Source organism: Streptomyces sp. NBC_00322, from assembly GCF_036147535.1.
In the GTDB taxonomy this organism is placed as follows: domain Bacteria; phylum Actinomycetota; class Actinomycetes; order Streptomycetales; family Streptomycetaceae; genus Streptomyces.
This window is the reverse complement of sequence record NZ_CP108019.1, coordinates 5,546,353-5,569,264: the sequence shown is the minus strand read 5'-3', so window position 1 is coordinate 5,569,264 and position 22,912 is coordinate 5,546,353. Positions and strand designations below refer to the sequence as shown.

The following is a 22,912-nucleotide window of genomic DNA, read 5'->3' as shown; positions in this document are numbered from 1 at the left end:
GGCTGCAGTAGGGCACTCTGGATGGGCCAGCTACTGGTCCAGGAAGTCACGCAGCTGGACAGTGAACCGTGAAGGCACCCGCTCCAGCAGGAAGTCGTCAACAAAGACGACCTCCTCAACGTCCCATCCCTGCTGAGCAATCTCGTCGCCGAACTTCATAATCCTATTGCTCTCCAGATGCTCGCCAACCATCTCGAAGGGGTTCTTCACGGCAACCGCGACCCGCCCATCGAAGAGCACCACCGGGTGGCTCTCAAGCTCCATCACCGCCCCCGCCTCTTCCGTGTCGGCGGCCCAGTTCGTCAGCAAGATGGTTGCGTTCTGGCGGTCCAGGTCAAGCCTGTCGCCACGCATGATTTTCAGCAGGTCGGCGGCCAACCGCCAGTCGAGAAGCGGGTGGTAGGCCATGTTCGTGTAGTCGCGCAGACAGTCGTAGCAGGAGCCCCTGCACTCACTTCCGTGGCTGCCTTCCCTGAGCTTTGCCAGCATGGCATCGGTGACCGCCATCAACTGGCCGAACGTGTCTGGCTCCGCGAGGTGCGTGCAGTAGCCGGCACCGTTGTCGAGGGTGTCGGAGAGGAAAGCGAAGACCCTGGCTCCAACGTCCTTGGTCACCGCGCCATGGATCCCGGCGGCAATCTCAGACGGCTGGATGTCGAGCAGCACCCCAGCGGACTTCCGCAGCAGGGCTGCCAGCGAGTACCAGGCTGCCTTACGGCCCGTACGGTCGTCGGGGAAGCCATTGACATGCGGCACGGGCGACAGGTCGAGCCGGTATCCGTATTCGCGGAAGACGGGCTCACGCGGGCCGAAGAGAAACAGATCAGTCCGCTGGGTGGCACCGAGCGCCACGCTGATCGCCTGGTCCTCGTGCACCTTAATCAGTGGTGACCGCTCGATCGCGCCAAGCTCGGCGTAGGCGCCAGACCACATGTTGGTGGCCAGGACGGGGGCGAGCCTGAAGAGGCTGCCGCCGTTATCGTTCACAGCGTACCTGCGTCCCTTGCCGGCATGGACAGCGATACTCTCTGGGCCGACGTTGCGTTCACGCGCTTCGGTCTCGAGGTTCGCGCCGGTCCTGGGGGCGAGCGAGCGGGCCCGCCAGGAGAAGTTCCCGTCGAAGTCGCGCTTGTAGGGCCACTTAGGGGGTGCGAAAAAGCCTTCAGGTTCACGGAGCTCGACATGCGTGTACGCACCCTCGGCTGAGGTGCACGCGGGGCAGGACAACGGCTCATCGTTTTCCGTCGACACCGTCGGCGTGATCCCTTCCTCCACATGGGAGCACGCGCGGCAGATTCCGATGTGCCGCGCGGGACCCATCGGATCGCGGACAGCTTGTGCATCGAGTCCCGCAGGGCGAAAGTTCACGACACCAACAGACGTATATACCGCTCCGTCCTTCACCGTCTCTGCGCCCGGCGCAAACTGCGATACCGCAATGGGCAGCCCCCTGTCGACTGCACCGGCGGGCGGCCATGGGTAGGCCCGGCTGGGCCTGCGCGTGTAGAGGTACCGGACACTGGTGGGGAAGCCGAACATCGGCAGCAGGCCCCCTTCGGCCAGCCGCTGGCTGAGATCTCCGTGGCCATGTCCGGCATCAGCGACTTCATCGATCTCGCTGACGAAGCTGCTCCGGACCCAGTGGCAGGCATCCTGTGCCTTCTCCGGTTCCTGGGTATGGGCCGCCAATGCGCGGGCGATCCCTGCGATGACTTGGTGGTGTCCGTCGATCCAGACACTGATGGCCTTGCGTACCCGACCCCAGTCAGCAACGGTGCCGAACTGCCCATGCACATTGCGTGTCAGGTCGAGTTCCTGCCCATCTGCTGCGGCACCGCCGACCGCCGCGAAGGCTCGGCGGAGAACTTCAGCAGCGAGAACGCGCTGATAGATGTCACGCATGTCCGTCGAGAGGTACGGCTCGGGCGTCTCGTCGTTAGTGATCCGCTCCGGTGCCTGGAAGTAGTGCTCGTCGTGGCTACGGCCTCGGCAAACGGTCAGCGCAAGCGCCACCGGCGCGGCACGACGTCCGGCACGGCCTACACGCTGCTGGTAATTGAAGCGGGTAGGCGGCATGTTGGCCATGAGCACGATGGCCAACGAGCCAATGTCTACGCCGGCTTCCATGGTCGTGGTCACGGAGAGAACATCGACGCTGTCGGGCCCCTTGGTTTCTGTGCCCTCAAGGAAGATCTCCTGGAAGCGGGCCTGCCGTGCCTGGGCGTCAAGCCGATCCGTCTGGCCAGTCAGCTCTGCACAATTAAGGCGGAACCTGCCGTTGCCCTCGGACGCCTGCCAGGCGTAGTAGTCGTCATCCGCCCTGCTCACTAGTATCGGCTCCGACGAGAGCAGGCGCCCGCACTTGGGCTTCGTGCAGAGACCGACTCCCCTGTGCAAGTGCTTACGCTTGCACTTCGCGCAGACCCACATGTGCGGGCCAGCGGGCCGAAGACTGACCTTCTCTGGATTGATGACGTAATCGACTACGGCGTCGCCCCAGGCTCGCTCAGCTCTGCGGCGTACATCCTCCGGATCCTGGCCTAGATCCGCGGCGACAGCCTCCCAGAAGATCCGCAAAGGTGCGGGCGGCTCAGCCCGCCCGTCCCGCAGTTCCTGAAAGCGGCGGAGGTGGCCGAGAACACGAAGGCTGGCCCGCACAAGCGCAATGTCCGACGAGGTATCAGCACCAACAGGAGAAGTGTCCGACGCGAGGCTCAGCCAGCCGAGGCCCAGCGACTCGAAGTCCCTTCCGGCGCTGCCGAAAAGGCCTCCGAGCATCTCGCTGCGGAGCGACTCCTGAATGCTCCTCAGGAGATTCTCCTGGCGCCCCTCGAGCCCGAACCTCGGATCCACGGGCTTCCTGCTCCAGTCGTACAGGGAAGCCCAGGATAGGTCAGGTGACCCCCTCTGCCACGCCACCCGCTCCAGACTTTCCTTGGGGCCGCCGGGGTTCACCCCGAGGGTGAGAAGAGCCTCCTCGATCTCTACTGAGTGGGCCTTCAGGCTTAGATACTTGCCGAGATGGGCTAGGAGCTCCGCCTCACGAACCGGGTCAGGAACTCCGTCGATCGGGTCTGCATTCCAGATCTCCCTGAGTGCGACCACGGCGTCTTTGTCGCGTGAGCGCATACGAGCGAGCGCATCGGTGGCAGTTTGCGTGTCGACGGTTGCCTCACGCTTGAAGTACTTCCGCACAAGCTCTGCGTCGTCGGCGGGGCTGCCCTGTCCGCCCACCTGCTCAGCGAGTAGCAGCCTGAGCAGGTCCTGGTAGTGGCGAAGCCCAAGGCCGGCTGAGATTTTGGCGGCATCCTGGCGACTGTCCGAGAAGATAACCGCCTTCTTCTGGTCCAACCCGGACAGCACGCTGGTCGTGAGAACCTGGTTGATCTTTTCGAAACCAGTACGCATTGGACGTATAGGGGTCCTCATCCGCCGCCTGTCGCCCAAGCTAAGCACTTCGGACCTGATCCTGGGCGTCTCCCAGTCGTCGCCGCAGGCAGGGCACCGAGTGGGGGCAGCGGGCAGCTGCTCCAGGCGGAGAGCCTGCTGCTTCTTTCGCGACTGGGGGACCGTCACGTGAAATGACCAACCCGTAGCCTCGCTCCGGTCACGGGAGTTGGCCAGATGCCCTGTACGCGGGCTGAATTTGCTGCGCTTGAACTTGAATTCGGCACTCCGTACGCCGCCCTCAGAGGAGCTCCTCCACGCACAGTCGGGGGCGTCAATCACAGGCTCCTGCGTGCGCGGCCAGTACACGATGTAGTTCGCCGCACTCGCTCCCAGCGACGCGCCTTCAGCCTGTGCCTCCAGATCTGGCACGTCGGGCAGCAGTCCACCCTCAAAGCTCTTGGCCGTGATCGCCGAAGCTGGAGCGTAACCGCCGAGCATCACGTCACCGCAGTTCTGGCAGTAGAGCAGTTCCAGGACGCGGGAGGCGCAGCTACTGCACCGGGAAGTCGGACGTGCGAATAGCTTGCCGACCGTCCGGTCATCGCCCTCCATGCGCTCAACTCCGGAGCAGTCTGGATCCGAGCAAGCCCAGATTCCGGGGATGTTCCTGAAGAAGAGGTGGCCGCGCAGTTTGGGGAGCAGCCCTGTCACTTGTTCATCTGCGGTCCTCAAAGCGGTGAGGAGGCCACGAAAGGCCCTTGCCCTTGACTGTTCATCCACTTCCGGGAAGAGGATGTCGGCAGCATCGCTGTCCAGTCGCGCGACAAGTTTTTTACCGTCATAGAGAGCCGTTACCAGAGCTCGGTGCGCGGCGGTTTCCCGTAGCACCTCGGCAGTCTCCGCAGGGGATGGATACTCACCGACCCTGCTCAGCCTCTCCGCATGCTTTGAGATGTTGGCAGTATCCGCCATCGGGAGATCGAGTTCACCGCCCAGCACCTCAAAGCGGTCCTGCGGAACTCCGAAGAATTCCTCCAAAAATCCACCGTCACGCTGCGGGTCCAATGAGGCGGATGCAGCAAGCACTCTGAACTGTTCCGGCCGCTCATCGATCCCCAGCCGGTGGCGCAGGTTGCGCAGAAGGTACGCGACCTCAGTGCCGGCCGTACCCCGGTACATGTGGAGTTCGTCGACGATCAGCGTGAACTTCGCTGTCGGGTCATCGCGCAGCCGTTTCCGGGTCTGCTCGAAAATCGCGTCCTCTTCAGGCCGCTGGAGCATGATGTTCAGCATCGAGTAATTGGTGATCATAATGTCCGGCGGAGAGTCAATCATGTCCCATCGGGACCGCATCTCGGCGCCGTCCACGCGCGGCACGAAATACTGCTCGCCGCCCTCGCCCGCAATCTCCCTGGCACGGTTCGACCGCCTCTCGGTTTCCCGTAGCAGGGTGCCGAGCTTCGTGACTGCCTGCTTGTTCCTCGACTCCCCGGTCACCGGGGTAGCTCCTGTGTACCTTCCGAAGTAGAACCGATGACCGTTGCGGTACTTATTAGCCCACTGCCGCGCCGCATCGCTGTCGAGGGCCTTGCGCAGTCGCATCATCTGGTCGTCAACCAGCGCGTTCATCGGATACAACACCAGCGCGCGCACCGCTGCTTTGTGTCCAGTCTCGCCGCGTCGCTGTGGAACATACGAGCCGCCAGCGCCCGACCACCACTTCCCCGGATTCGCCGGTGTCCCGTTCACCCAGGCTTCGGACTCTCGTACCAGCTCAGCCATGACAGGTGCCATGAATGATTCGGTCTTGCCGGAACCGGTTCCAGCAGTGATGACTACGTCCTTGCCGTCGCGTACAGCGGCCACCAGGGACTGGTGCTGGTGGGAGTGCATCGTCTCGATGCCTTCCATCAGCCCAGAGCTAATCAGCTCAGCAAGCTCTCCGGGTGCTCCTGCCGCTGCCACCGACCCGGCGATGTCCATTCCGCAGGACTTGTAATGCGGGCGGATCTCAATTAGCGGCCTCCGCCAGGCGCCTCCATCCCTGTCAAGGAGATCGCGGCGCTCTCGCATGAGCTGCAGATTCGCCAGCCCAAAGGGAGTGTCGTAGTAGCGGAACAGTGCATCACGCAGTTGCTCAAACGACCCATTAATATCAAGGTTGTTACCGTCTCCGGACACTCGAAAGCTCCTCCTAGTCGTTCCTGTCACCAAGCTCTTGCTTGAGCGATATAGCAATGCGCTCGGCAACGGCGCGAGGAACATTGCGATAGGTGATCGTCCTGCATTTCGAACCGAATTCAGGTGGCAGCGCTGTACACATGACAGCAATGCGCCGCTGGAGATCCGGCAGAGGTTTCCCCCAGTCGACAATCAATCGGCCAAAACGCTCCCTCCCCTTCCCCTCCTCCTGGAACCAGCGAAGATTCTTCCGGGGCTCAACTCCCAGCCGATCCAGCTCTAGGTAGACACCGCGCTCGAGCGATACGGATTTCCATGTGCCTTCGTGGAGAATTTGACACACAACACGGTGGTCGGCACGCCTGAAGCGGTAGAGTCCGTCTTCTTCCCAGCGCTGGGTCGGCACAAATACTGACGGCTCGAGTTCCAAGTCGTATCTCTCCACAGCGGTACCGGAGGCTGGCGCCGCTGCCAGGGAACCGGGTTCGAGTGGGGGCAGCCATGCCGCGGCCTGGATGGCGAAGCAGTTGGAGTACTCAACTCCCAGCCTCGCCGCGGTCTCTGCGAGCCTTGCGGAATCTTCGAACTGCACCAGCCACGTATCCGGCACCGGGATATCGGTCGTAGGGAGCGAGCTGGGAACTCTGACCAACTCGATGTCGTCGCACTCTGCCCGCATTACCCGTTCTTCGAATCGGGTTGTGCGGCTCCCCACGAGCGCGGCAAAGCCACTGGCCGACGGCAGCCTGGTGAGCACGCCTGGGGCCACGCTCCATCGGCCAGACGGCCAGTCAACATCGATGTGGCCCAACGCCTGGCAGTCCCTGACCCACCGGCCCGCCGCACCATACGAAATGGGAAGGTTCTCGCTGCGAGCCAGCCAAGTGATGCCTCGCTTCAGGTCAGTAACCTGACCCGAGCCCAGCTCGCTGACCCACCGCAGCAGCAGTCCGCCAACGTCGGTAGGTGGTGGCCGGGTCACGTCAGCACCTCCCTCGCTGCTGTGACATACGCGTCCCACAAAGGTCCGGCTGCTGCTGAGGCTGCGGACAGCACCGTTTCCGCCCATTCCATGTCGTCAGCTGCTGGGGTTGGCTTAGATGCCGACCCACCCGGGTCCAACCTCCTCACCGTTGTGCGGTGCTGCCAGCGTTGGATCAGCCAGATGTAGCCATCAGGGATGGTCACCTCGGCGCAGTAGCCGTATGCCTCCCCCGGGAGTCGCTCGCTCATCCAGTCCGGGATATCAGGAAGATCCATCGGCAGTGGCTCCCCCTTCGCGCCGATGAGCACAAGCTCCTTCACCCGCCGCGGGATCATCAGGGTCTTCGGCAGTGTCAGCTGCTCAGGTACGTTCGCGCCCCTGATCGCGCGCTCCTCGGGTCTCACGCTCGCCGCGTCGGCCGCTGCGGACGCTCCACAGCGATGCGCAATGCTGCCGGCACTTGCAGCCTCCCGCTCGCACAGTGCCGAGGAGACGGTGAAGGTCGCCGTGCCCTGATCCGGCGTGGTCACTTGGTAGGTTCCGTCATCGAGCGGCATGAGCCTCGCTGGAAAGGGTCTGAGTACCTTCTGCAACGGGAAGTCATGGATGTAACTGCCGTCTTCGCCGCTCAGCGTCACCTGCTGCGTGACTTCCCCTTGCGATATGTCTCGCGGCAACAGCCAGTCAGGGATGCCCCCCTGGAGATAGTGGTGGTGACCAAGCTCCGTGCCGATCCGTAAGCCACCCGTGAACCGGATACCCCGGCGCGTCGATGGCACGAAGTGCGCAGCTTGCGGCATACCCCCCTTAAGCAGAGCCGCCGGAGTAACCGCAACCTTCAGGTCCACGTTTCTGATCAGCGTCCAGCCGGCAAGAGGCGCTTTACGCACGTCGACCCGCTCATCGTCGGCGACCTCTCGCAGCACTGACCGCACGTCATCGAGTTGACTATTCGCGACCAGGAGGGTGTGAGGCTCTCCAGGGCTGAACGTGCCGACGCTGACGAGATCGCCGCTGTACTCGTCCTCAACGAAGAAGACAATCGACTGGGGTGCCCACGCCAGGTAGAGGTCCTCATTGTCGAGGACAAGTCCATGCGTCAGCTGATGGGCGCTGACGTCAAGTTCTTCGAGGCCTGTGTAGAAGCCGCCGTACGGATCCGACAACTCGTAGCAGTGCGCACTTGAGCCGTCGCGGCGTACTGAAGCCGTCCGGATTCCAGGTACCGCCTCAGCCGCCCAGTGGAGCTGACGGGCCCGCTTCGTAAGGACAAGCCGCAGCGAAGACACCCGACGCGCCCGGAGACCACGCTCGTACAGTGTGCCGTCCCAGTGCTCGACGAGACGTTCGAGCAGCTCAGCCAGCACCAGACGCTTGTCTGCCGCTTCTGGCGCGGCGCCAGCTCTGTGCAGAACCTTGAGGAGTGGGCGCGACAGTCCGTGCCCGTGCGACGCGGTCCAGAGTCTCAAGCGCCTGATGATCTCCTGGCCTGGGAATTCATCTGGACTCCCGGGTTTGACGCCAGTCGACGCGAAGAAGGCAGTTAGGATGCGTCGATCTTGCTCACGCAGCAGGGCCTGCGAGATGGGGTATCCGATGCGGGTCAAGTGACTGTCCCCGGAAACGGTGCTGTGGCCTCGTTCGCCACCTCTCGTCATGAGCCAGGTGTCCAGCAACTCCCACATGTCCGCAACTGGCCTGAAGTGGGAACGCAGGTTGTCCCGTTCACGCGGTCCGACGCTGAACACCTCGGCCAGGCGCTCGTAATAGTTGGAAGACGAAATATCCCCCTGCGTGGCCATTTTGGAAGCTGCCAGCACGCTAACCGCGAGGACCGGCAGAACCGGCGGGGCATCACTCTGGTCCCCGCTCGCCCAGTGACGGCACCGCCACTGCAGCCGACTGAACATCTCAGGAGGCCGGTCCCAGTGGAGCTCCGCGCTTACCGCGTCAGCCAGTTCAACCAGCAGGCCGCTGCCATGCATGAGCGTGCTCTCCGCAGTTTCGTCGACGTAGAAGACCACTGCGTGGCCGGCCATGTGCGGCCCGAAGAACTCCCGTTCAAGCGTGGTCTGCCACTGCTCGTAGGCCACTCCCTTCAGTCCACCGGTCACATCACTCCTCCGCATCCCACACGTCGCTTGGGCTCGAGAAGGCATACCACCGCGCCAGGCAGCACTGCGCTGCATGCCTGGAGCACACGGATATGCCTATCATCCGTTAAGTCTTCATCAATGCGTCCACAGATGCGCCAAAACCCCACATCAGACCGGGAGTTTGTGGAGCCTGGTTGATCAGCGACTCGGCTAGGCACTCCTGGGCTCACCGCAGTCAGCCCCTGTCTCGCGCTTGCTAGCGGATCTCGTACTCACCGTGCGGGATGGCCCGCTCCCAGACCACCTCGAAGGCGTACACGCACTGCCTGACAATGGCTCGGGAGGCCGCGCGGGAGTCGGGGCGTTCCTGCACGGACTGCTCACCATGGACGGCCCCCTCTCACCCGGAGGCCTGCGGGTCACCGACACCGCCACTGGCATTACCTTGCTGCCCGGCTGTTGCAACGGGCTGGAGCAGCGGCGCGACTGGCTAGAGGTCGTCGAAGGCGACGGCGGGGCCTTCTTTGGCCATGCCCCCTCCCCGCTCGCCGAACGCCTCGGCGACACGCTCCGATTGACCGTCGACGCCGAGCAGGACGACAGCCCGGTGATCGAGCTACGCGTCGCCGAGCTGCGCCACCTGCTCGTCGGAGCGGAGCGCGACCTGGCCGACTTCCTCGGGCTGGCTGCCGATTGGGCCGCACAGCACCTGCCCAACCACGCCACCTCGGTCACCGTCGCGCTCGCCCGCGCCTTGGACCTGCCCGCGCCGGTCGTACCGTCGAAGCCGTAGGGCGACGGACCTCGTCGGACACTCAACTCGCAGGTGGGCCGCATCTGGACCGAACACCCGGCCCCAAGCTGCGTGATCGAGCCACTGCGGGACGGCAGGAGACCCGTGCGGTCGCGCCTACGCAGAGGGCGAGTTCACCGAGCGCCACCGCCGTCGAGTACGACTCTGTGGCCGGGCAGATCGACCGCACCACCCAGGGCGCGGGGTTCAGCTGTCCGCGGTGCCATTGGCGCGCAGTTGCTCGGCTGCTTCCCGGTAGGCCTGGGCTGCGCGGGCGAAGTAGTCGAAAAGGACGTCGAGCTGCTCGGGCGAGTACCCGCCGAGGATCTCGCCGATCTTCTGCCGGGCGGGGGCCATGACGTGGTCGAGGTCGGCGGGCCGGCTGACCGGCTCAACGATGACCTTGCGCCGGTCGCCGCGATCGGGCGCGCGGCGGACGTAGCCCGCCCGCTCCAGTCGGTCGATCAGGCGGGTGGTCGGCCCGGTCGTCAGGCCGGTGCGAGCGCCTAGCTCACCGGGGGTCATCGCCCCCGCCAGCTGCAGGATGTTCAGCGCGTAGAGGTCGGTGGCGCCCAGGTCACAGGCTCGGGCGCTCGCGTGGCCGTGCAGCATCACCGCACTCAGGTACTGGCGGTAGATCTGGCTCGCGTCGGGTCGCATGGCTGGCGTTGACACGGACTCCCCCACTCCCTAATCTCTTCCTCAAAGAAGAGAAATCTTCGAAGAAGTAACTTCTCTGGAGAAGTTACCACGAGGGGAACCATGACTGCCATCAGCACCATGTCGCCCGATCCGATCACCGGCCCGGCACCGTCCCGCACGCCTCACCGCCGCCGCGTCAAGATCGTCCTGGGCGCCACCGCACTGACACTGGTCGCGGCCGCCGGCGCCGGATACCTGTGGCTCGACGCCACGGCCGACGTGCAGAACCTCGGGGTGAGCGACTGCACCGCACTCACACCCGTCGTCACAGCCTCGGCAGCCGGGACATCGACCGCCGAGGACCACCGGGCCGTCTGCCGCACGCTGCGCTCGCTGACCGACTCATGGGCCAAGGGCGACGCCACCGCGTACGGCGAGCACTTCACCCCGGACGCCACCTACACCAGCTACGTGGGCACCCACTACCAGGGACGGCGCGACATCACGGAGGGCCACCGCGCCCTGTTCGGCGGGTTCCTCAAGGACACCAAGCTCGCCGACTCGTTCCTCGGCATCCGCTTCTACGGCCCCGACACCGCCGTGGTCACCAGTCGCGGCGACACCTACACCTGCGCCCGCAAGAAGCCGACTGACCTGTCCAAGACCCAGACCTACACACTGATCCGCCAAGCCGACCACCAGTGGCGGATCGCCGCCTTCCACAACACCCAGCGCCAGCGCGTCATGGAGCGCATCTCGTTCCTGTTCTCCCCCAAGACCAAGCCGGAGGCCGAGAAGTGACCACGAACACCCCCGCGGACCACAGCCGCGGCCCCGACCACAGCGCGATCCGTGCGCTCCTCGAGCAAAGCTGCGCCGCCTGGAACCGCGGCGACGGAGCCGCCTACGGCGAACAGTTCACCGGGGACGCCACCGATGTGACCTTCGCCGGCACGGTGTACCACGGGGGCCAGGACATCGGCCGCGCCCACCAGGCCCTGTTCGACAGCTTCCTGAAAGGAACGCGGCTGACCGTCGAGATCATCGACATCCGCCTCTACGGCTCCGACACCGCCGTTGTCGTCACCCGCGGCGACGTGCACAAGGGCCGACCGAAGAAGCTCGGCAAACTCGCGACGTACACCGTCGTCCGTGGGGAGGACGGCCGCTGGCGGATCGCCGCCGTCCAGAAGACCCGGCGCAGGCGCCTGATGGAGGCCGTCTCGTTCAGGCTCCAGCCCGCGACCAGGCCTGCCGCGCAGTGAACTGCGCCCCGCACCCATCCAGCAAGAGGACTACCGTCATGGCCGACCCAAGGCCGCAGAGGAGGGCGGACCGGCCGAGGCCGCAGCAACGGACCGCGCTGGTGACCGGAGCGAGCGCGGGGATCGGCCGGGAGTTCGCCCGTCAACTGGCAGCGACCGGGTACCGGGTGATCGCCGTGGCCCGCGACCCGGACAGGCTGCGGTTACTGACAGGCGAACTGGGTCCGGACCACGAACACTTGGCAGCGGACCTCGCGACCGCCGTCGGCCGGCAGCAGGTCGTCGACGTACTCGCGAACCAACGCGTCCACCTGCTCGTCAACAACGCCGGCACCGCGGTGACGGGCGCCTTCGCAGCAGGCCCGCTCCCTCGGACTCTCGCGATGATGCACCTGAACTGCGAGGCGCTGGTCACCCTCGCGCACCTCTTCCTGTCTCAGGCCGAACCAGGCGACGCACTGCTGAACGTGTCCTCCACCCTGGCGTTCGCGCCTGTGCCGAATCTGAGCGTCTACAGCGCCACCAAGGCGTTCGTGACCTCGTTCTCCGAGTCACTTTGGTACGAACACAAGGACCGGGGCGTCTACGTGATGAGCCTGTGCCCCGGCATGACAGCCACGGAATCCCAGCCGCACACCGGCGAGGACGTACCCGCCGGCTTGGTGCAGACCCCGGAACAGGTCGTGGCAGCAGCCCTGACCGCTCTACGGCACCGCAAACGGCCCACCGTCATCTCCGGAAAGAAGAACGCACTCTTCGCCACGGCAGCGCGCAACCTGCCGCGCAGAGTCGTCCTCGGCATGCTCGGCAACGGCCGGAAACCCAGCCACGACGCGCACCCGCACTGACCCGGAGCGTGGATCAGCGCCTCACCTCGCACACCACATTTCGTCGGTGAGCCCTATTGCCCAACAAGGGCAATCAGCTGCCAGGCCAGCACGGCGTGCAGAAGAATGCACGTGCCCCATGCCGCGGGCCCGCGCGTCCCGTGACGGAAGGCCGTTGTCCATCCGGCTGCCACCAAAAGGGCGGACAGGGCGCAGAGGACCCAGGAAATAGCCAGCCACGGTGTGGAAGGCTCCGTGGTGAGTCTGATCGCCGCCAGCGGCGCAAGCACCAGAAGAGGCAGGGCCCACGTGCCTTCGGTGGCGGTGCGGGGGGACTTGGTATCGGTCATCCGGGACGCTCCGTGTCTCTCTGACCGCGGGCGGCCCCGACAAGGGCCTGCCCGACTTCGGCGCCGCGAGCATCGTCATCGGCCTCCAGCGTTTCCAGCACGCCGATCTGATCGCTCCACTGCCAGGCGGCCCCTGGGGCGTCGAGGACACGCAGCACTGTGGTCAGGGGCTCCCGCAGCCATTCAACGTACTGCCCACGCCGCAGACGCCGGGGCTCCTCGGAAGAGCCCACAGCATCCAACTCCCCAAGATGTGGCGCCTTTTGACTGTGATGCGCCAGCAACTGCCCCCAGAGATCTTCCAAACGGTCGACTTCAGAAGCTGCCAGGACATCAATCACAGGATTCACGCTGCTACCGGATCTCGTACTGATCATGCGGGATAGCTCGCTCCCAAACCACTTCGAAGGCGTCCGAGCACTGCCTGACAATGGCTGGCTCGGTGCGTAGTTCGAGCGGCGGTGAGGCCCAATCCCCTCGGCCTGTGAAGTGGTTGAACAGCACCTGTTCCCCATCGAAGATCCAAAGATCGCAACCTGGAAGCATCAGGTCGACAGCCCCGTGGCGTGGCAGCCAGCGCACCTGCTCGCCCGCATACACGTTGACCTGAGTCCCAGCGTGCTCGTATCGGATGTAGTCGGTGACCGGTTCGGACACGATGCGTACCCGTCGCACCGCGACACCACGGCCCCTCGCGCGGGAGATCAGGTCGACCCACGGTGCCCAATAGGCGGAGCTGGGGTCTCCGTCCCGCTTTCCGGTCTCTCGCCACTGCGTGAAGTCGTCTGCCTCGTCGCCAACTCCGTACTCGTCGCGCATTTCCAAGTGGACAGCGGAGTGCTGCGCGGCTTCAAGTAGGTCGTTGAAGCGCAGCTCGTTCTGTGGCATCACTTGCCTCCTCGAACATGGGGCTAGCGGATCTCGTACTGATCATGCGGGATAGCTCGCTCCCAGATGCGTTCGAAACCGGAGACGCACAACCCAATCAACTTTGGATCGCTGAGGATCTCGTCCTCGATGGAGTCACCGTTGCCGGAGAAGTGGTGGATCTTCACCACGGTGTCGTCGAAGACCCAGAAGTCGTTGCCCGGCAGCAGCAGATCCGACGCATTCCGGCGCGGCAGCCAGCGCACCTGCTCGCCTGCGGTCACGTTGGCGTGGGTGACGTTGTGCTCCCAGCGGATGTACTCAGTTACCGGCTCGGAGACAACCCGGGCTCGCCGGACCGTCACCCCGCGGGCGACCGCGTCGGCGATGTTCTCGTGGAAGGGGCTCCACCACGAGGCGCGGTCGTTCCAGTCGACGCGGTGCCCCTCTCGCCAGGCCTCGAAGCGAGGATTGCTGTAGTAGGTGTCGCGCATCTCCAGATGAACGGCCGACCTCTTGGCTCCGGCCAGTAGGTCGTCGAATGTCGGGGATTTCGACGGCATCGCTTGCCTCCTTCGGGATGTGCGCCATGCGCGGGGGACGCGTTCCTGCGTCCCCGAGTCAATTCAGAGCGTCGATAGCCTTCACGATCAGCGCCCGTGCCGCCTGCCCGTAAACGGCCATCCTCCGCAGCTCCTCGAACGCCTTCAGATACAGGGCGACCTCAGAAGGCTGCGTGACCGTGACACGGGCGGAGAGCAGCTCCACCGACACGAGCCTGTCGTCGTACACGTGAAACGTTTCGATCGGCCAGTGCTTCCGTTCCGCGGTGGTCATCGGGATCACTCCGAGCGACACGGCTGGCAGTGCGCCGGCCGTCAGGAGGTAGCCCAGTTGGGCGGCCATCGCTTCCGACTCCCCGAGGCGGTAGTACAGCGCGGCTTCTTCGACGAGGAGGACGAACCGATGGCCCGGCTCGTGGATGACCCGGGACCGATGGACCCGGGCAGACGCCGCCTCGGCCCCATCGTTGGGGATCTCGCGGAATTCGGCGATGTTGCTCAGCAGTGCAGCCGCGTAGCCCTCGGTCTGCAACAGCCCCGGAACGAGCGTCGAGGAGTAGACACGAAACAGCTGGGTCTCGTGGAAGAACTGAACCCGTGTGTCCTGCAGCTGCTTCAGCCCGCTCCGGACCTGGTGGCGCCACTCGCTGTACATAGACTCTGCGTTGAGGGACTGGGCAATGAGATCGTCCGCCTGATCGACGTCACCGCAAGCACCGCACCACAGCCGTATGTCTTTGGCTGATGGTGCAGTGCGAGCGTTCTCGATGCGGGACGTCTTCGCGTGGTGCCAGCCGCACCGGTCGGCCAGCTCCGTGACCGTCAAACCTGAGGCCTTGCGCAGATCACGCAATCGCCGCGCGACCAATTCGCGGGCAGCCTGCGCGGACGACGACGGTGAGATGGGCATGAGCCGGACTGTCAGATGCTTCCTGCTAGTGGATCTCGTACTGAACGTGTGGGACGGCGCGCGACCATACGGCCTCGAAGGCGTCGGCGCACAGCTTCGCAGCGGCCGGGTCTTCGCTGATCTCCGGCCCCATGGATGAGCCGTCGCCAGCGAAGTGGTTCCAGTGGATCCAGTGTTCGTCGAAGAGCCAGAAGTCATTTCCCGGGAGGGCAATATCCGACGCCTGACGGCGTGGTAGCCAGCGGACCTGTTCCCCGGCCGCCACGTTGGTGAACGTGCCAGAGTGTTCGTAGCGGATGTACTCGGTCACCGGCTCGGAGACGATGCGGGCTCGTCGCACGACGACACCGCGTGACACCGTCTCGGACATGAGGTCGAGCCACGGCCGCCACCACGACGCACGATCCGCCGGATCATGGCGAAACCCGTCCTTCCACGCGGCGATCCGCCCCTTTTCGTTGTCGACTGCGTATGAGTCACGCATCTCCAGGTGCACGGCGGAACGGGTGCAGCTGTGGATCAGCTCATCGAATGTCGGAACGCTCGACGACATCGCACGCCTCCCTGATCATGTTCACCATCCTGGCGGGGATCCGGATAACTGCCTCATGGTCCGGGATGCCTTTCGCGTGTCCGGGGATTTCCGCGGCCGCGCACTCCGCTTCAAGTTCCGGACTCGGCTTCCAGCCCTGGAAGACGAGTTCCTGCTTCTCCTCGTCGACCCAGACCGTGGGGCTCTCCAGGTCGTCGGTGTTGGGATCGATCCCGATGAACACTAATGCCATGTCAGCCTCCGTCAATGGCTGTGCAGTTGTGTGCACCACCTTCGCTGTGGCGGAGTATCGGGTCAAGGGCGCGAAGTAGTCACTGCGCTGCACAGGTGGGCGCGCATGCACACATCTGCACATCCGTAGAGGATGGGCACGCCGGATCCCTACGGTCGAAGCATCGCCGCTTAACGACTCGACGGGGGACTGCCCGTGATGACCATCAAGGTGTACCGGGTGGACGCAACCTCACTCCGTCGGTGGGAGGTCCGGAGGCTGTCGGTCCCGATAGGCAACCCCGAACGCCTCCCCGATTCGCTCGCCTTCCCGCCGTGCGCCTGCCCCCGCTGCCAGGCCGCCCGGTGACCGCGCCCACAACCGACGCGCGCCCGCTGCCCGCAGCCGGAGATCTGAGCTGGGAGCAGTACGCGGGGCGTGCCTGCGTCTGGTGCGGCGAGCCGCTGACCGTCGGCGCACGCAGTGTCGGCACAGCGCGCGGCCGGGAAGGCGTCCACGTCCTCGACATCGAGGTGTACGCGGGTCCGTGCTGCCCGTAGGCCTCGACCGATGAGCCCCGCCTCGGCCGACGACTCCGGCCAGGAAACCCCGACCGAGGCGGTGACGGGCCCCGAGGGGCCCGAGTGCACGACGGCGCGAGGGAAGGCCTCGCGCCGAGGAAGCACCCAAGGAGCATCGTATGACCGCTCTCGCGACAGAACAGACCGCCGGGCGCAGGCTCGTCGACGCCGAACTCTTCGAACGGCTCGTCACCTTCCTCGAGTTCGAGGAAGAGATGGACCGGCCGGAGGCCGAACGCGTGATGGACCAGGCCCTCGCCTTCATCGACATGGCCGGGCACCGGAACGACGTGCCGCTGTCTCCGTCCCGCAGGGTCGATCCCGGCTGGCACGCCTTCCTCCTGCACAGCCGCGAGTACGCCGACTTCTGCCGGCGCCGCTTCGGCACGTTCCTGCACCACAGCCCGCTCAGGGGACAGCGCCTGCGCGACGGCATCACCATCACGCGCACTGTCCAGGCCATCGAGGAGATGGGCTACGCCGTCGACCACGACCTGTGGGGCACGGCCGCGGAGTGCAACCCGCCGGCCTGCTGCGGCGACGGCGACGGCTGCTGACCCGGAACTCTCCCGCGCGGCCGTCGACCAGGCGGCCGCGCACCACCCCCACGGAACGGAACTGCCGCTGTGGCCAAGGCCCTTCACTCCGCCCGCAGCCGCCTCACCGTCTTCCCGCTGGAAGGCCTGACCGTCGCCTACACCACACAGTCCAGCGACTCCCGCGGCCTCGGCGACATCGCCGTCGTCGGAGTCGTCGAGCCGGACAACGCGACCGGCGATCACCTGTGGCGGCTGGCCGCGAGCATGTACGCCAACCCGCCCACCGGACAGGTGCAGGCGCGGTGGATCCTCACGCAGTGCACCCGGGCCCGCATGGTCAGGGCACCCGCCTACCGCGATCTTCCCGGCGCCGAGTGGACCGCCGACCTCAACCGCGAGTTCCACCTGGACGAGCTCTTCGCCAACCACGCCATCCTGCGAACGGGTCGTATCGCCATCTAGCAACGGCTCGGGCAAGCAATCCGTCCGTCCCGCCCGGGTTGCGCGTCCCTCATGCAGCGGGACGGCAGATCCCGAACCGGTCTGCGACCTGCTGTGTCACCGTCGTGTCACAGACGCTCAAGCAACTCAACCCAGGAAGCCGGAGGTGCTCTCTCAGGCCACGAGTGTCGGTGAGGTACCGGCACCCGAACTTCTACTTCGGGGGGCTTCATGCAGTACGGGACAGGTATCCGCAGAGCCGCGATGGCGATGGTCACCGCGTCGGCAGCCACACTGCTCATGACCGGGTGTCAGCCGGGCGGGGACGCGGCAGGGGCGGCCGGTTCGCCGTCGGGTGTGCCGACCAAGGCGGGAGGGTCCTCCTCCAGCGCGCCGACTTCTGCCGCTTCGCGACCTGCGGGGAGCGCCTCTGCGACGGCCCAGGACCCGTCAGCCGGGTCATCGTCCCCCACTGCGAAGACGTGTGCTGCGACGGACCTCAAAGCGTCCATGTACCAGGCCGCCGTCCGGCCCCCGGGCACCGGAATCGGAGCGGTGGTCGTCGAGTTCACCAATGTGTCCGGCAAGCCGTGCGTCGTCCAGGGCCATCCCACCGTGGCGGGTGCGGGCAATGGTTCGCCGCAGCGTAACCGTCCCCTCAAGGTGACCCCCACGGGCTCCGCGTCCGCGGTACGCGTTGCGCCGGCCGGGAAGGCATGGACGAAGCTGACGTTCGTCCAGGTCCAGGGTGAGGCCGACGGCTACTGCGCATCCGGATCCGAGCCCGTCACCTACCCGACACTGGTATTGGGCATCCCGGGTGCCGGAGCACACCAAGTCGCCCTGGAGGACGGCGCTCTGGCCGAGTGCGACAACAAGGTGACCGTCACCGCCGTATCCGCGACGAAGCCCTCCTGACCACGCGGCATGCGGCACGTCGCGTGCCGCATGCCGCGTGCCGCCGCAGGGACGTTCAGGAACGGCTGCGCTGCCCAGCCCGCCGGTAGTGAGTCAGAGGGCCTCGCCCCACGCAGCCTGGATCTCGGCGAACTGTTCAGCGCTCAGCGGCGGGGTGAAGCCCGCTGGGAACAGCATCATGCCGGGCTGAGGCCACATGGTCTCCAGGCCGTGAACCGTGCACTCCAGCGCGATGAGGTGCGGACCGGCCCCGCACGCCCCGCGCCTGTAGGGCTGCTCGTGGGAAAGGCAGGCGTACGAGAACACCGTGCAGTCATCGTCATCGCGCGGCTCATGGAACGCGGGATCGCAGATGACTGTGACCGGCTCCTGTGGGTCGAGGCGAGGGATCGGGCGCGGGTCTCGCCAGAGCAGGCGTGGGGGCAGCACGCGCTCATGCTGCCAGGCCGGCCCCACCTCTCCTCCGAGCGATCGTTCAGGGCGGGTGGGACCGGCGGCATGCTGGGCGGATGCGCAGATCGGTGGCCGCGTTGGGCAGTTCCGTGTTGATGGTGCTCGTGAACTGGGCGAATATGGCCGGCCGGAGCTCATCCGGAGGCTCCCGACAGGGCAGGCCGCCTACGAGTTGACACGCACGGTGGGCGACAATGGCGCCGTGGAGCCAACCAGTCGCGTCATCGTTGCCTTGGATTTCGACAACCGTCGAGCGGCTGCCGAGATCGTCGACCGCCTTGGTGATGACTGCCGTTTCTACAAGGTCGGGATGGAACTGCTCACTGCGGCCGGGCCTGACCTCGTCGAGCACCTCGTTGCCCAGGGCAAGGACGTGTTTCTGGACCTGAAGCTCTTCGAGATTCCCAACTCCGTCGCCGGTGCTGTCCGTGCTGCAGGAGCGCTGGGCGCGTCCATGGTGACCGTGCACAGCATGGGCGGCAGCGGCATCATGGGCGCCGCTGTCGCAGCGGCCCGCGACTTTCCACACCTTCGCGTTCTTGCCCTGACCGTTGTCACCAGCATGACCAACTCCGACCTCGCCGACATCGGCGTCAACGATTCGGCCGAGGCGCAGGTGCTGCGGCTGGCCCGGCTGGCGCAGCACGCCGGTTGCCACGGCGTGATCGCATCGCCGCAGGAGGCCGGGCCGCTGCGTGAGGCGCTGGGTCCCCGCACTCTGATCGTCACGCCGGGAGTCACGCTTCCCGGAGAATCGCCGACCGAGCACGCCCGGCCGGGCACGCCGCGTGCTGCCATCGCCGCTGGTGCGTCACATGTCGTCGTGGGCCGAGCGGTCACCCGCGCCGCGGATCCCGTAGCCGCGCTGCGACTTGTCCACGCCAACCTCGGTATCTGACCGCAAGCGATCGCCAGTTTGGGCGATCGGGCGGCGCCAACCTCGACGAAGGCCGCGATGCTCTGCATGTCCGTGACAGGGATCGGTGTCGACGACGACCGCTGCGGCCAGGGTCACCTGCGCCCGAGATAGACCCCCAACGCCCGCTGCAGCACCTTGCCCTGGCTGCCCACCGGCAGTTCCCACTCCCCGAGGTACTCCACGGCCCGGCCGCCGGTCCCCGTCTTGAAGCTGAGTCGGCCGAGCAGGCGGTCCTCGGTGAGGGCGGGAGTGATGGAGCGCAGGTCGTAAGTCTCCGCGCCCGCCGCCCGTGCGTCACACAGCATGCGCCACAACAGCGCGCTGCTGGGCCGCAGTTGACGCCCTTGGCGGCCGGATGCGGCGTACGAGTGCCAGACTCGGGAGCCGACGCTGATCATGAGGGCGGCGGAGAGCACCTCGCCGTCGTACTGGGCGAGGTAGAGGCGGAGCCGGTCGTCGTCCTCGGCGTTCAGGGCCTTCCACATGCGCCGGAAGTAGTCCAACGGGCGGGCCTTGAAGCCGTCGTGGGCAGCGGTCGCGGTGTACAGGCGGTAGAACTCGGGCAGGTCGGAGGCCGAGCCCCACGAGACACGGACGCCTGCCGTCTCGGCCGTGCGCAAGGACTGTTCCCAATGCGGTGCGAGGGCGCCGCGAAGGTCGTCCACCGAGCGCCCCGCCAACGGGATATGGCAGCCGTAGCGCGGCTGACCGAGGCCGAAACCGCTGCCGTCGTCCTCCTCGCACGGCCGCCACCCGAGCCGCCGCAGCCGCTCTGCGGCGTCGAGCGCGAATCCGTCGATGCCGGCCGCAGGCAGATCGTGCAGATGACGTACGTCGGGGGCGGCGATGCCCGCCGTCACGGTGGCCGCGTCCCAGTGACGTACGACCAGGGGCGGCCCGATCCGTACCGAGAACGCCCCGATCCGCTCCAGATGGGCGACGAGCGGGTCCAGCCATCGCTCCAGACGAGGGGTCCGCCAGTCGATCGCGGGTCCGTCGGGAAGATACGCGAGGAAGCGCCGCGTCCCGGGCAGCGGCCGGTACAGGACGAGCGCCGCCGCAACCATCGCCTCGCCCTCGAACCAGCCGACGCTCTCCGGCAGCCAGTCGGGCTTCACGCCGCCCCACTCGGGGATCTGGAGATGGCTCGCGTCGGGAGACAGCCGCAGGTGGGCCAGATGCTCCTCGCGCGTGATCTCCCGCACGTACAGGCTGGTCATGGGTAGGGTGCTCCTGCTCGGGGCGGCCACCCTAAGCCCGGGATCACCGGACGGGTCAAGAGTTCACGGCAGTGAACTGTGCCCACACCCGCTTGCCGCCGTTCCTGGGCGTGACGTCCCACAGGTCCGCCACAAACGCGATCAGGAAGATGCCCCGCCCGCTCTCCGTATCCCAGTCGGGCTCGGTGTACCAGACCGGCCGTACAGGCGAACGGCCGCCGACGTACACCTGAACTCCGCCTTCCGGCAGCTTGCGCGGTCCCGGCTGCTTCACCGCCGTCGGCGAGCATCACCGCCACGTCCACCGCGATCCTGCCCGGGTTGGCGTGGCAGCGGGCGGCGCAGCGCGTCGGTGAACGCGGCGGTCGGGCGCCGGTGGCGTCGGGTCCCGGGGCGGCGCGAGGCTGTCTCCCGTTGAGCAGTTCGTAGCATTCTTCGACCGTGGTCGATCGGTTAGGCGCGTACTCCGGTCAGTTCCGACCGGAGTACGCACATCTTCATCACAAGTGCGATACAGGATTCCGCAATCGCCTCGGCCGACCAAACCGGAATGTCATGCTCAGCACCCTCGGTTCGGATCCATATGCCTTGGGGGGCACATGTCAGGGATAGGTAGTACAGGCGCAGACAGGCGCTTCGCGTTAGTCGCCGGAGCGGTGGTCATGGCCATGGGGGTCGTGGGGTGCGGGGGCGACAGCCAGGGGGCGGCGAAACCCCTCGCGGCCACGACCACCTCCGCGGCGCCCACGCCGTCCGTCCAGGCCGCCCTCGGGCTCGTCGACGATCAGGAGAGCGCCGACGCGGGGAAGGCGATCGAGGTGAAGGTGCTGGGCAACGACAGCGTCACCCTCAAGGACGGTACGACCGGGAAGGTTGAAACCGCCCTGACCGCAGGACAGTTCACCGTCTCCGTGGACACCGCGCCCACGCACGGGAGCGCCACGGTCGACGGGCACACCATCACGTACACCTCCGGCCCGGGGTACGGCGGCGACGACGAGTTCACCTACCGCGTCGACGTGGCCGGGCAGAGCCTGACCGGAACCGCCGTCGTGCGGATCACCGTGGCCAAGCCCACGCCGACGCCGAGGCCCAAGCCCCCGAAGCCCGCGGTCTCGTACGCCAATTGCGATGCCGTACGGGCCGCCGGCGCCGATCCCATTCACGAGGGGGAGCCGGGCTACGGGCCGCACCTCGACCGGGACGGGGACGGGGTCGGCTGCGAGTCCTGGAGCGGGGGCAGCGGGGGAAGCGGCGGTTCCACCGGAGGGAGCACCGGGGGCAGCACCGGAGGTGGCGGCGGGAGTACGTACTACGACAACTGCGCCGCCGTACGCGCCGCGGGCGCCGCGCCCATCCATGCCGGGGAACCCGGGTACGGGCGGCATCTCGACCGCGACGGTGACGGCGTCGGCTGCGAGTGACATCCGGCAGAACAAGGAGAGCAACACGACTGCGGCGGCCGGGAAGTGGACACGGCCGCCGCAGGTTTATCGGTGGGGCAAGCGAAGAGGTTGAGGAACGGAAATCGATAAGGGAGAGAGACCCTTTTATGAAGGACGCGTGAATTCCTCAAACCGTAAGAACTTCACGCCGCCTTCTTGATCAGCTTGCCGTCCGCCGCGATCACGAACCACTCGCCGTCCAGGCCCTGCCCGTTCACGTCACCGGGCGTCGCGTCGCCCACGTAGTAGTACAGCGGCCAGTCCCCGTACACGGCCTGTTCCGCGCCCTCGCCGAGCTTCGTCTCCTTCAGCAGGGCGGCCTCCGTACCCGACCCGGACTTGACGTCCTTCGACGACGTGAGCGCGGGCCAGACTGCGATGCAGTCGGCGTCGCACTTGCTGGCGCCGGGCTTGTCCTTGGTGAATCCGTACAGCGTACGGCCCGAATCGTCGACCAGGATCTTGCCGAGTTCCGAGTCCGCCGTCTTGACCGAGACGGTCTTCGCGGGCTTGGCCGCAGGCTTCGCGCCGCCGTCGTCCGACGAGTCGGTGGAGCCGCCGCAGGCTGCCAGGGTCAGCAGTGCCGCCGAGACGAGCGGTGCCGCGAGCAGGGCCTTGGGTCGGGTGGTGCGCATGGTTGTTCCCCCGGTTGTTGTGTGGGTGTGAGTAGGTGGTGCCTACGCCGGGTTGTACGGCGGCAACTGACCGGCGGTTCAAGCGAATTAAAAGAAATTTCCCATTGAACAAGGCAAGCGGGAGGCGC

At 66.1% G+C, this 22,912-nt stretch carries 25 protein-coding genes; 10 read left to right on the top strand and 15 right to left on the bottom strand.

Annotated features, from left to right (window positions below; translation table 11 throughout):
• Nucleotides 1-30: 30 nt before the first annotated feature.
• The 3 genes from OG905_RS25510 to OG905_RS25500 all read right to left on the bottom strand — a co-directional run bounded on the left by OG905_RS25510 (nucleotide 31) and on the right by OG905_RS25500 (nucleotide 8,670).
• A complete protein-coding gene (locus OG905_RS25510; protein WP_328677544.1) occupies nucleotides 31-5,571 on the bottom strand; it encodes a DEAD/DEAH box helicase in 5,541 nt (1,846 codons plus the stop codon).
• Between the two features lie 13 nt (nucleotides 5,572-5,584).
• Nucleotides 5,585-6,328 carry a hypothetical protein gene (locus OG905_RS25505; protein WP_328677541.1) on the bottom strand — a complete coding sequence of 248 codons (744 nt, stop codon included), beginning with the start codon at nucleotides 6,326-6,328 and terminating at the stop codon, nucleotides 5,585-5,587.
• A 221-nt stretch (nucleotides 6,329-6,549) separates the two neighbouring features.
• Nucleotides 6,550-8,670 (bottom strand): hypothetical protein, encoded by a 2,121-nt coding sequence (locus tag OG905_RS25500; RefSeq protein WP_328677538.1) that lies wholly within the window; start codon nucleotides 8,668-8,670, stop codon nucleotides 6,550-6,552.
• 367 nt (nucleotides 8,671-9,037) lie between these two features.
• On the opposite strand from OG905_RS25500, the gene OG905_RS25495 reads away from it, so the two are divergent.
• Nucleotides 9,038-9,445 carry a hypothetical protein gene (locus OG905_RS25495; RefSeq protein WP_328677536.1) on the top strand — a complete coding sequence of 136 codons (408 nt, stop codon included), beginning with the start codon at nucleotides 9,038-9,040 and terminating at the stop codon, nucleotides 9,443-9,445.
• Nucleotides 9,446-9,652: 207 nt separating this feature from the next.
• Here OG905_RS25495 and OG905_RS25490 read toward each other — a convergent pair whose 3' ends face one another.
• Nucleotides 9,653-10,120, bottom strand: coding sequence for a MarR family winged helix-turn-helix transcriptional regulator (locus tag OG905_RS25490; protein WP_443043987.1), 468 nt, complete (start codon nucleotides 10,118-10,120; stop codon nucleotides 9,653-9,655).
• A gap of 87 nt (nucleotides 10,121-10,207) precedes the next feature.
• Here OG905_RS25490 and OG905_RS25485 point away from each other — a divergent pair, with 87 nt between their 5' ends.
• Genes OG905_RS25485 through OG905_RS25475 form a run of 3 tightly spaced genes read left to right on the top strand, consistent with a single transcriptional unit; the run spans nucleotide 10,208 to nucleotide 12,200 of the window.
• Nucleotides 10,208-10,888, top strand: coding sequence for an SgcJ/EcaC family oxidoreductase (locus tag OG905_RS25485; protein WP_328677535.1), 681 nt, complete (start codon nucleotides 10,208-10,210; stop codon nucleotides 10,886-10,888).
• Nucleotides 10,885-11,352, top strand: a complete 468-nt coding sequence (locus OG905_RS25480; protein WP_328677534.1) for an SgcJ/EcaC family oxidoreductase — start codon at nucleotides 10,885-10,887, stop codon at nucleotides 11,350-11,352. The genes OG905_RS25485 and OG905_RS25480 overlap by 4 nt, the downstream gene beginning before the upstream one ends.
• 38 nt (nucleotides 11,353-11,390) lie before the next feature.
• Nucleotides 11,391-12,200 carry an SDR family NAD(P)-dependent oxidoreductase gene (locus OG905_RS25475; protein WP_328677532.1) on the top strand — a complete coding sequence of 270 codons (810 nt, stop codon included), beginning with the start codon at nucleotides 11,391-11,393 and terminating at the stop codon, nucleotides 12,198-12,200.
• A 53-nt stretch (nucleotides 12,201-12,253) separates the two neighbouring features.
• On the opposite strand, the gene OG905_RS25470 is transcribed toward OG905_RS25475, so the two are convergent.
• The 7 genes from OG905_RS25470 to OG905_RS25440 are packed head-to-tail and all read right to left on the bottom strand — an operon-like array spanning nucleotide 12,254 to nucleotide 15,654.
• The gene (locus OG905_RS25470) at nucleotides 12,254-12,529 is read right to left on the bottom strand and encodes a hypothetical protein (RefSeq protein WP_328677531.1); all 276 of its coding nucleotides are present in this window, start codon (nucleotides 12,527-12,529) and stop codon (nucleotides 12,254-12,256) included.
• Nucleotides 12,526-12,879, bottom strand: a complete 354-nt coding sequence (locus OG905_RS25465; protein WP_328677530.1) for a hypothetical protein — start codon at nucleotides 12,877-12,879, stop codon at nucleotides 12,526-12,528. The genes OG905_RS25470 and OG905_RS25465 overlap by 4 nt, the downstream gene beginning before the upstream one ends.
• Before the next feature lie 4 nt (nucleotides 12,880-12,883).
• Nucleotides 12,884-13,417, bottom strand: coding sequence for a DUF6879 family protein (locus OG905_RS25460; protein WP_328677529.1), 534 nt, complete (start codon nucleotides 13,415-13,417; stop codon nucleotides 12,884-12,886).
• A 23-nt stretch (nucleotides 13,418-13,440) separates the two neighbouring features.
• Nucleotides 13,441-13,959: a DUF6879 family protein gene (locus tag OG905_RS25455; RefSeq protein WP_328677528.1), complete on the bottom strand. Its 519-nt coding sequence runs from the start codon at nucleotides 13,957-13,959 to the stop codon at nucleotides 13,441-13,443.
• A gap of 58 nt (nucleotides 13,960-14,017) precedes the next feature.
• Entirely contained in the window at nucleotides 14,018-14,869 is an 852-nt protein-coding gene (locus OG905_RS25450) for a helix-turn-helix domain-containing protein (protein ID WP_328677527.1), read from the bottom strand.
• A 25-nt stretch (nucleotides 14,870-14,894) separates the two neighbouring features.
• Complete coding sequence (locus tag OG905_RS25445; protein WP_328677526.1) at nucleotides 14,895-15,422, bottom strand: DUF6879 family protein; 528 nt, start codon at nucleotides 15,420-15,422, stop codon at nucleotides 14,895-14,897.
• Nucleotides 15,394-15,654 (bottom strand): hypothetical protein, encoded by a 261-nt coding sequence (locus OG905_RS25440; RefSeq protein WP_328677524.1) that lies wholly within the window; start codon nucleotides 15,652-15,654, stop codon nucleotides 15,394-15,396. The genes OG905_RS25445 and OG905_RS25440 overlap by 29 nt, the downstream gene beginning before the upstream one ends.
• Nucleotides 15,655-15,998: 344 nt before the next feature.
• Between OG905_RS25440 and OG905_RS25435 the strand changes: the two genes are divergently transcribed.
• From OG905_RS25435 to OG905_RS25420, 4 genes are all read left to right on the top strand, one after another.
• Complete coding sequence (locus OG905_RS25435) at nucleotides 15,999-16,193, top strand: hypothetical protein (protein ID WP_328677522.1); 195 nt, start codon at nucleotides 15,999-16,001, stop codon at nucleotides 16,191-16,193.
• A 140-nt stretch (nucleotides 16,194-16,333) separates the two neighbouring features.
• Nucleotides 16,334-16,771 carry a glycine-rich domain-containing protein gene (locus OG905_RS25430; protein ID WP_328677521.1) on the top strand — a complete coding sequence of 146 codons (438 nt, stop codon included), beginning with the start codon at nucleotides 16,334-16,336 and terminating at the stop codon, nucleotides 16,769-16,771.
• 69 nt (nucleotides 16,772-16,840) lie between these two features.
• The gene (locus tag OG905_RS25425; RefSeq protein ID WP_328677518.1) at nucleotides 16,841-17,215 is read left to right on the top strand and encodes a hypothetical protein; all 375 of its coding nucleotides are present in this window, start codon (nucleotides 16,841-16,843) and stop codon (nucleotides 17,213-17,215) included.
• Nucleotides 17,216-17,425: 210 nt separating this feature from the next.
• Nucleotides 17,426-18,112, top strand: coding sequence for a DUF4232 domain-containing protein (locus tag OG905_RS25420; protein ID WP_328677515.1), 687 nt, complete (start codon nucleotides 17,426-17,428; stop codon nucleotides 18,110-18,112).
• A 93-nt stretch (nucleotides 18,113-18,205) separates the two neighbouring features.
• On the opposite strand, the gene OG905_RS25415 is transcribed toward OG905_RS25420, so the two are convergent.
• The gene (locus tag OG905_RS25415; RefSeq protein ID WP_328677513.1) at nucleotides 18,206-18,541 is read right to left on the bottom strand and encodes a hypothetical protein; all 336 of its coding nucleotides are present in this window, start codon (nucleotides 18,539-18,541) and stop codon (nucleotides 18,206-18,208) included.
• A 55-nt stretch (nucleotides 18,542-18,596) separates the two neighbouring features.
• Between OG905_RS25415 and pyrF the strand changes: the two genes are divergently transcribed.
• Nucleotides 18,597-19,463 carry an orotidine-5'-phosphate decarboxylase gene (gene pyrF, locus OG905_RS25410; protein ID WP_328677511.1) on the top strand — a complete coding sequence of 289 codons (867 nt, stop codon included), beginning with the start codon at nucleotides 18,597-18,599 and terminating at the stop codon, nucleotides 19,461-19,463.
• 113 nt (nucleotides 19,464-19,576) lie between these two features.
• On the opposite strand, the gene OG905_RS25405 is transcribed toward pyrF, so the two are convergent.
• Complete coding sequence (locus tag OG905_RS25405; protein WP_328677509.1) at nucleotides 19,577-20,704, bottom strand: lipid II:glycine glycyltransferase FemX; 1,128 nt, start codon at nucleotides 20,702-20,704, stop codon at nucleotides 19,577-19,579.
• 55 nt (nucleotides 20,705-20,759) lie between these two features.
• Nucleotides 20,760-20,978, bottom strand: coding sequence for an ATP-binding protein (locus OG905_RS25400; RefSeq protein ID WP_328677507.1), 219 nt, complete (start codon nucleotides 20,976-20,978; stop codon nucleotides 20,760-20,762).
• A gap of 388 nt (nucleotides 20,979-21,366) precedes the next feature.
• Here OG905_RS25400 and OG905_RS25395 point away from each other — a divergent pair, with 388 nt between their 5' ends.
• A complete protein-coding gene (locus tag OG905_RS25395) occupies nucleotides 21,367-22,128 on the top strand; it encodes an excalibur calcium-binding domain-containing protein (RefSeq protein WP_328677505.1) in 762 nt (253 codons plus the stop codon).
• 164 nt (nucleotides 22,129-22,292) lie between these two features.
• On the opposite strand, the gene OG905_RS25390 is transcribed toward OG905_RS25395, so the two are convergent.
• Nucleotides 22,293-22,784, bottom strand: a complete 492-nt coding sequence (locus tag OG905_RS25390) for a COG4315 family predicted lipoprotein (protein WP_328677503.1) — start codon at nucleotides 22,782-22,784, stop codon at nucleotides 22,293-22,295.
• Between the last annotated feature and the right edge of the window lie 128 nt (nucleotides 22,785-22,912).

What these genes read in the sequence shown, in the direction of transcription:
- OG905_RS25495 (WP_328677536.1), top strand. Translation starts at nt 9,038, where the DNA reads ATGGACGGCCCCCTCTCACCCGGAGGCCTGCGGGTCACCGACACCGCC.
- OG905_RS25485 (WP_328677535.1), top strand. Translation starts at nt 10,208, where the DNA reads ATGACTGCCATCAGCACCATGTCGCCCGATCCGATCACCGGCCCGGCA.
- OG905_RS25475 (WP_328677532.1), top strand. Translation starts at nt 11,391, where the DNA reads ATGGCCGACCCAAGGCCGCAGAGGAGGGCGGACCGGCCGAGGCCGCAG.
- OG905_RS25470 (WP_328677531.1), bottom strand. Translation starts at nt 12,529, where the DNA reads ATGACCGATACCAAGTCCCCCCGCACCGCCACCGAAGGCACGTGGGCC.
- OG905_RS25460 (WP_328677529.1), bottom strand. Translation starts at nt 13,417, where the DNA reads ATGCCACAGAACGAGCTGCGCTTCAACGACCTACTTGAAGCCGCGCAG.
- OG905_RS25455 (WP_328677528.1), bottom strand. Translation starts at nt 13,959, where the DNA reads ATGCCGTCGAAATCCCCGACATTCGACGACCTACTGGCCGGAGCCAAG.
- OG905_RS25450 (WP_328677527.1), bottom strand. Translation starts at nt 14,869, where the DNA reads ATGCCCATCTCACCGTCGTCGTCCGCGCAGGCTGCCCGCGAATTGGTC.
- OG905_RS25445 (WP_328677526.1), bottom strand. Translation starts at nt 15,422, where the DNA reads ATGTCGTCGAGCGTTCCGACATTCGATGAGCTGATCCACAGCTGCACC.
- OG905_RS25440 (WP_328677524.1), bottom strand. Translation starts at nt 15,654, where the DNA reads ATGGCATTAGTGTTCATCGGGATCGATCCCAACACCGACGACCTGGAG.
- OG905_RS25430 (WP_328677521.1), top strand. Translation starts at nt 16,334, where the DNA reads ATGACCGCTCTCGCGACAGAACAGACCGCCGGGCGCAGGCTCGTCGAC.
- OG905_RS25420 (WP_328677515.1), top strand. Translation starts at nt 17,426, where the DNA reads ATGCAGTACGGGACAGGTATCCGCAGAGCCGCGATGGCGATGGTCACC.
- OG905_RS25405 (WP_328677509.1), bottom strand. Translation starts at nt 20,704, where the DNA reads ATGACCAGCCTGTACGTGCGGGAGATCACGCGCGAGGAGCATCTGGCC.
- OG905_RS25395 (WP_328677505.1), top strand. Translation starts at nt 21,367, where the DNA reads ATGGCCATGGGGGTCGTGGGGTGCGGGGGCGACAGCCAGGGGGCGGCG.
- OG905_RS25390 (WP_328677503.1), bottom strand. Translation starts at nt 22,784, where the DNA reads ATGCGCACCACCCGACCCAAGGCCCTGCTCGCGGCACCGCTCGTCTCG.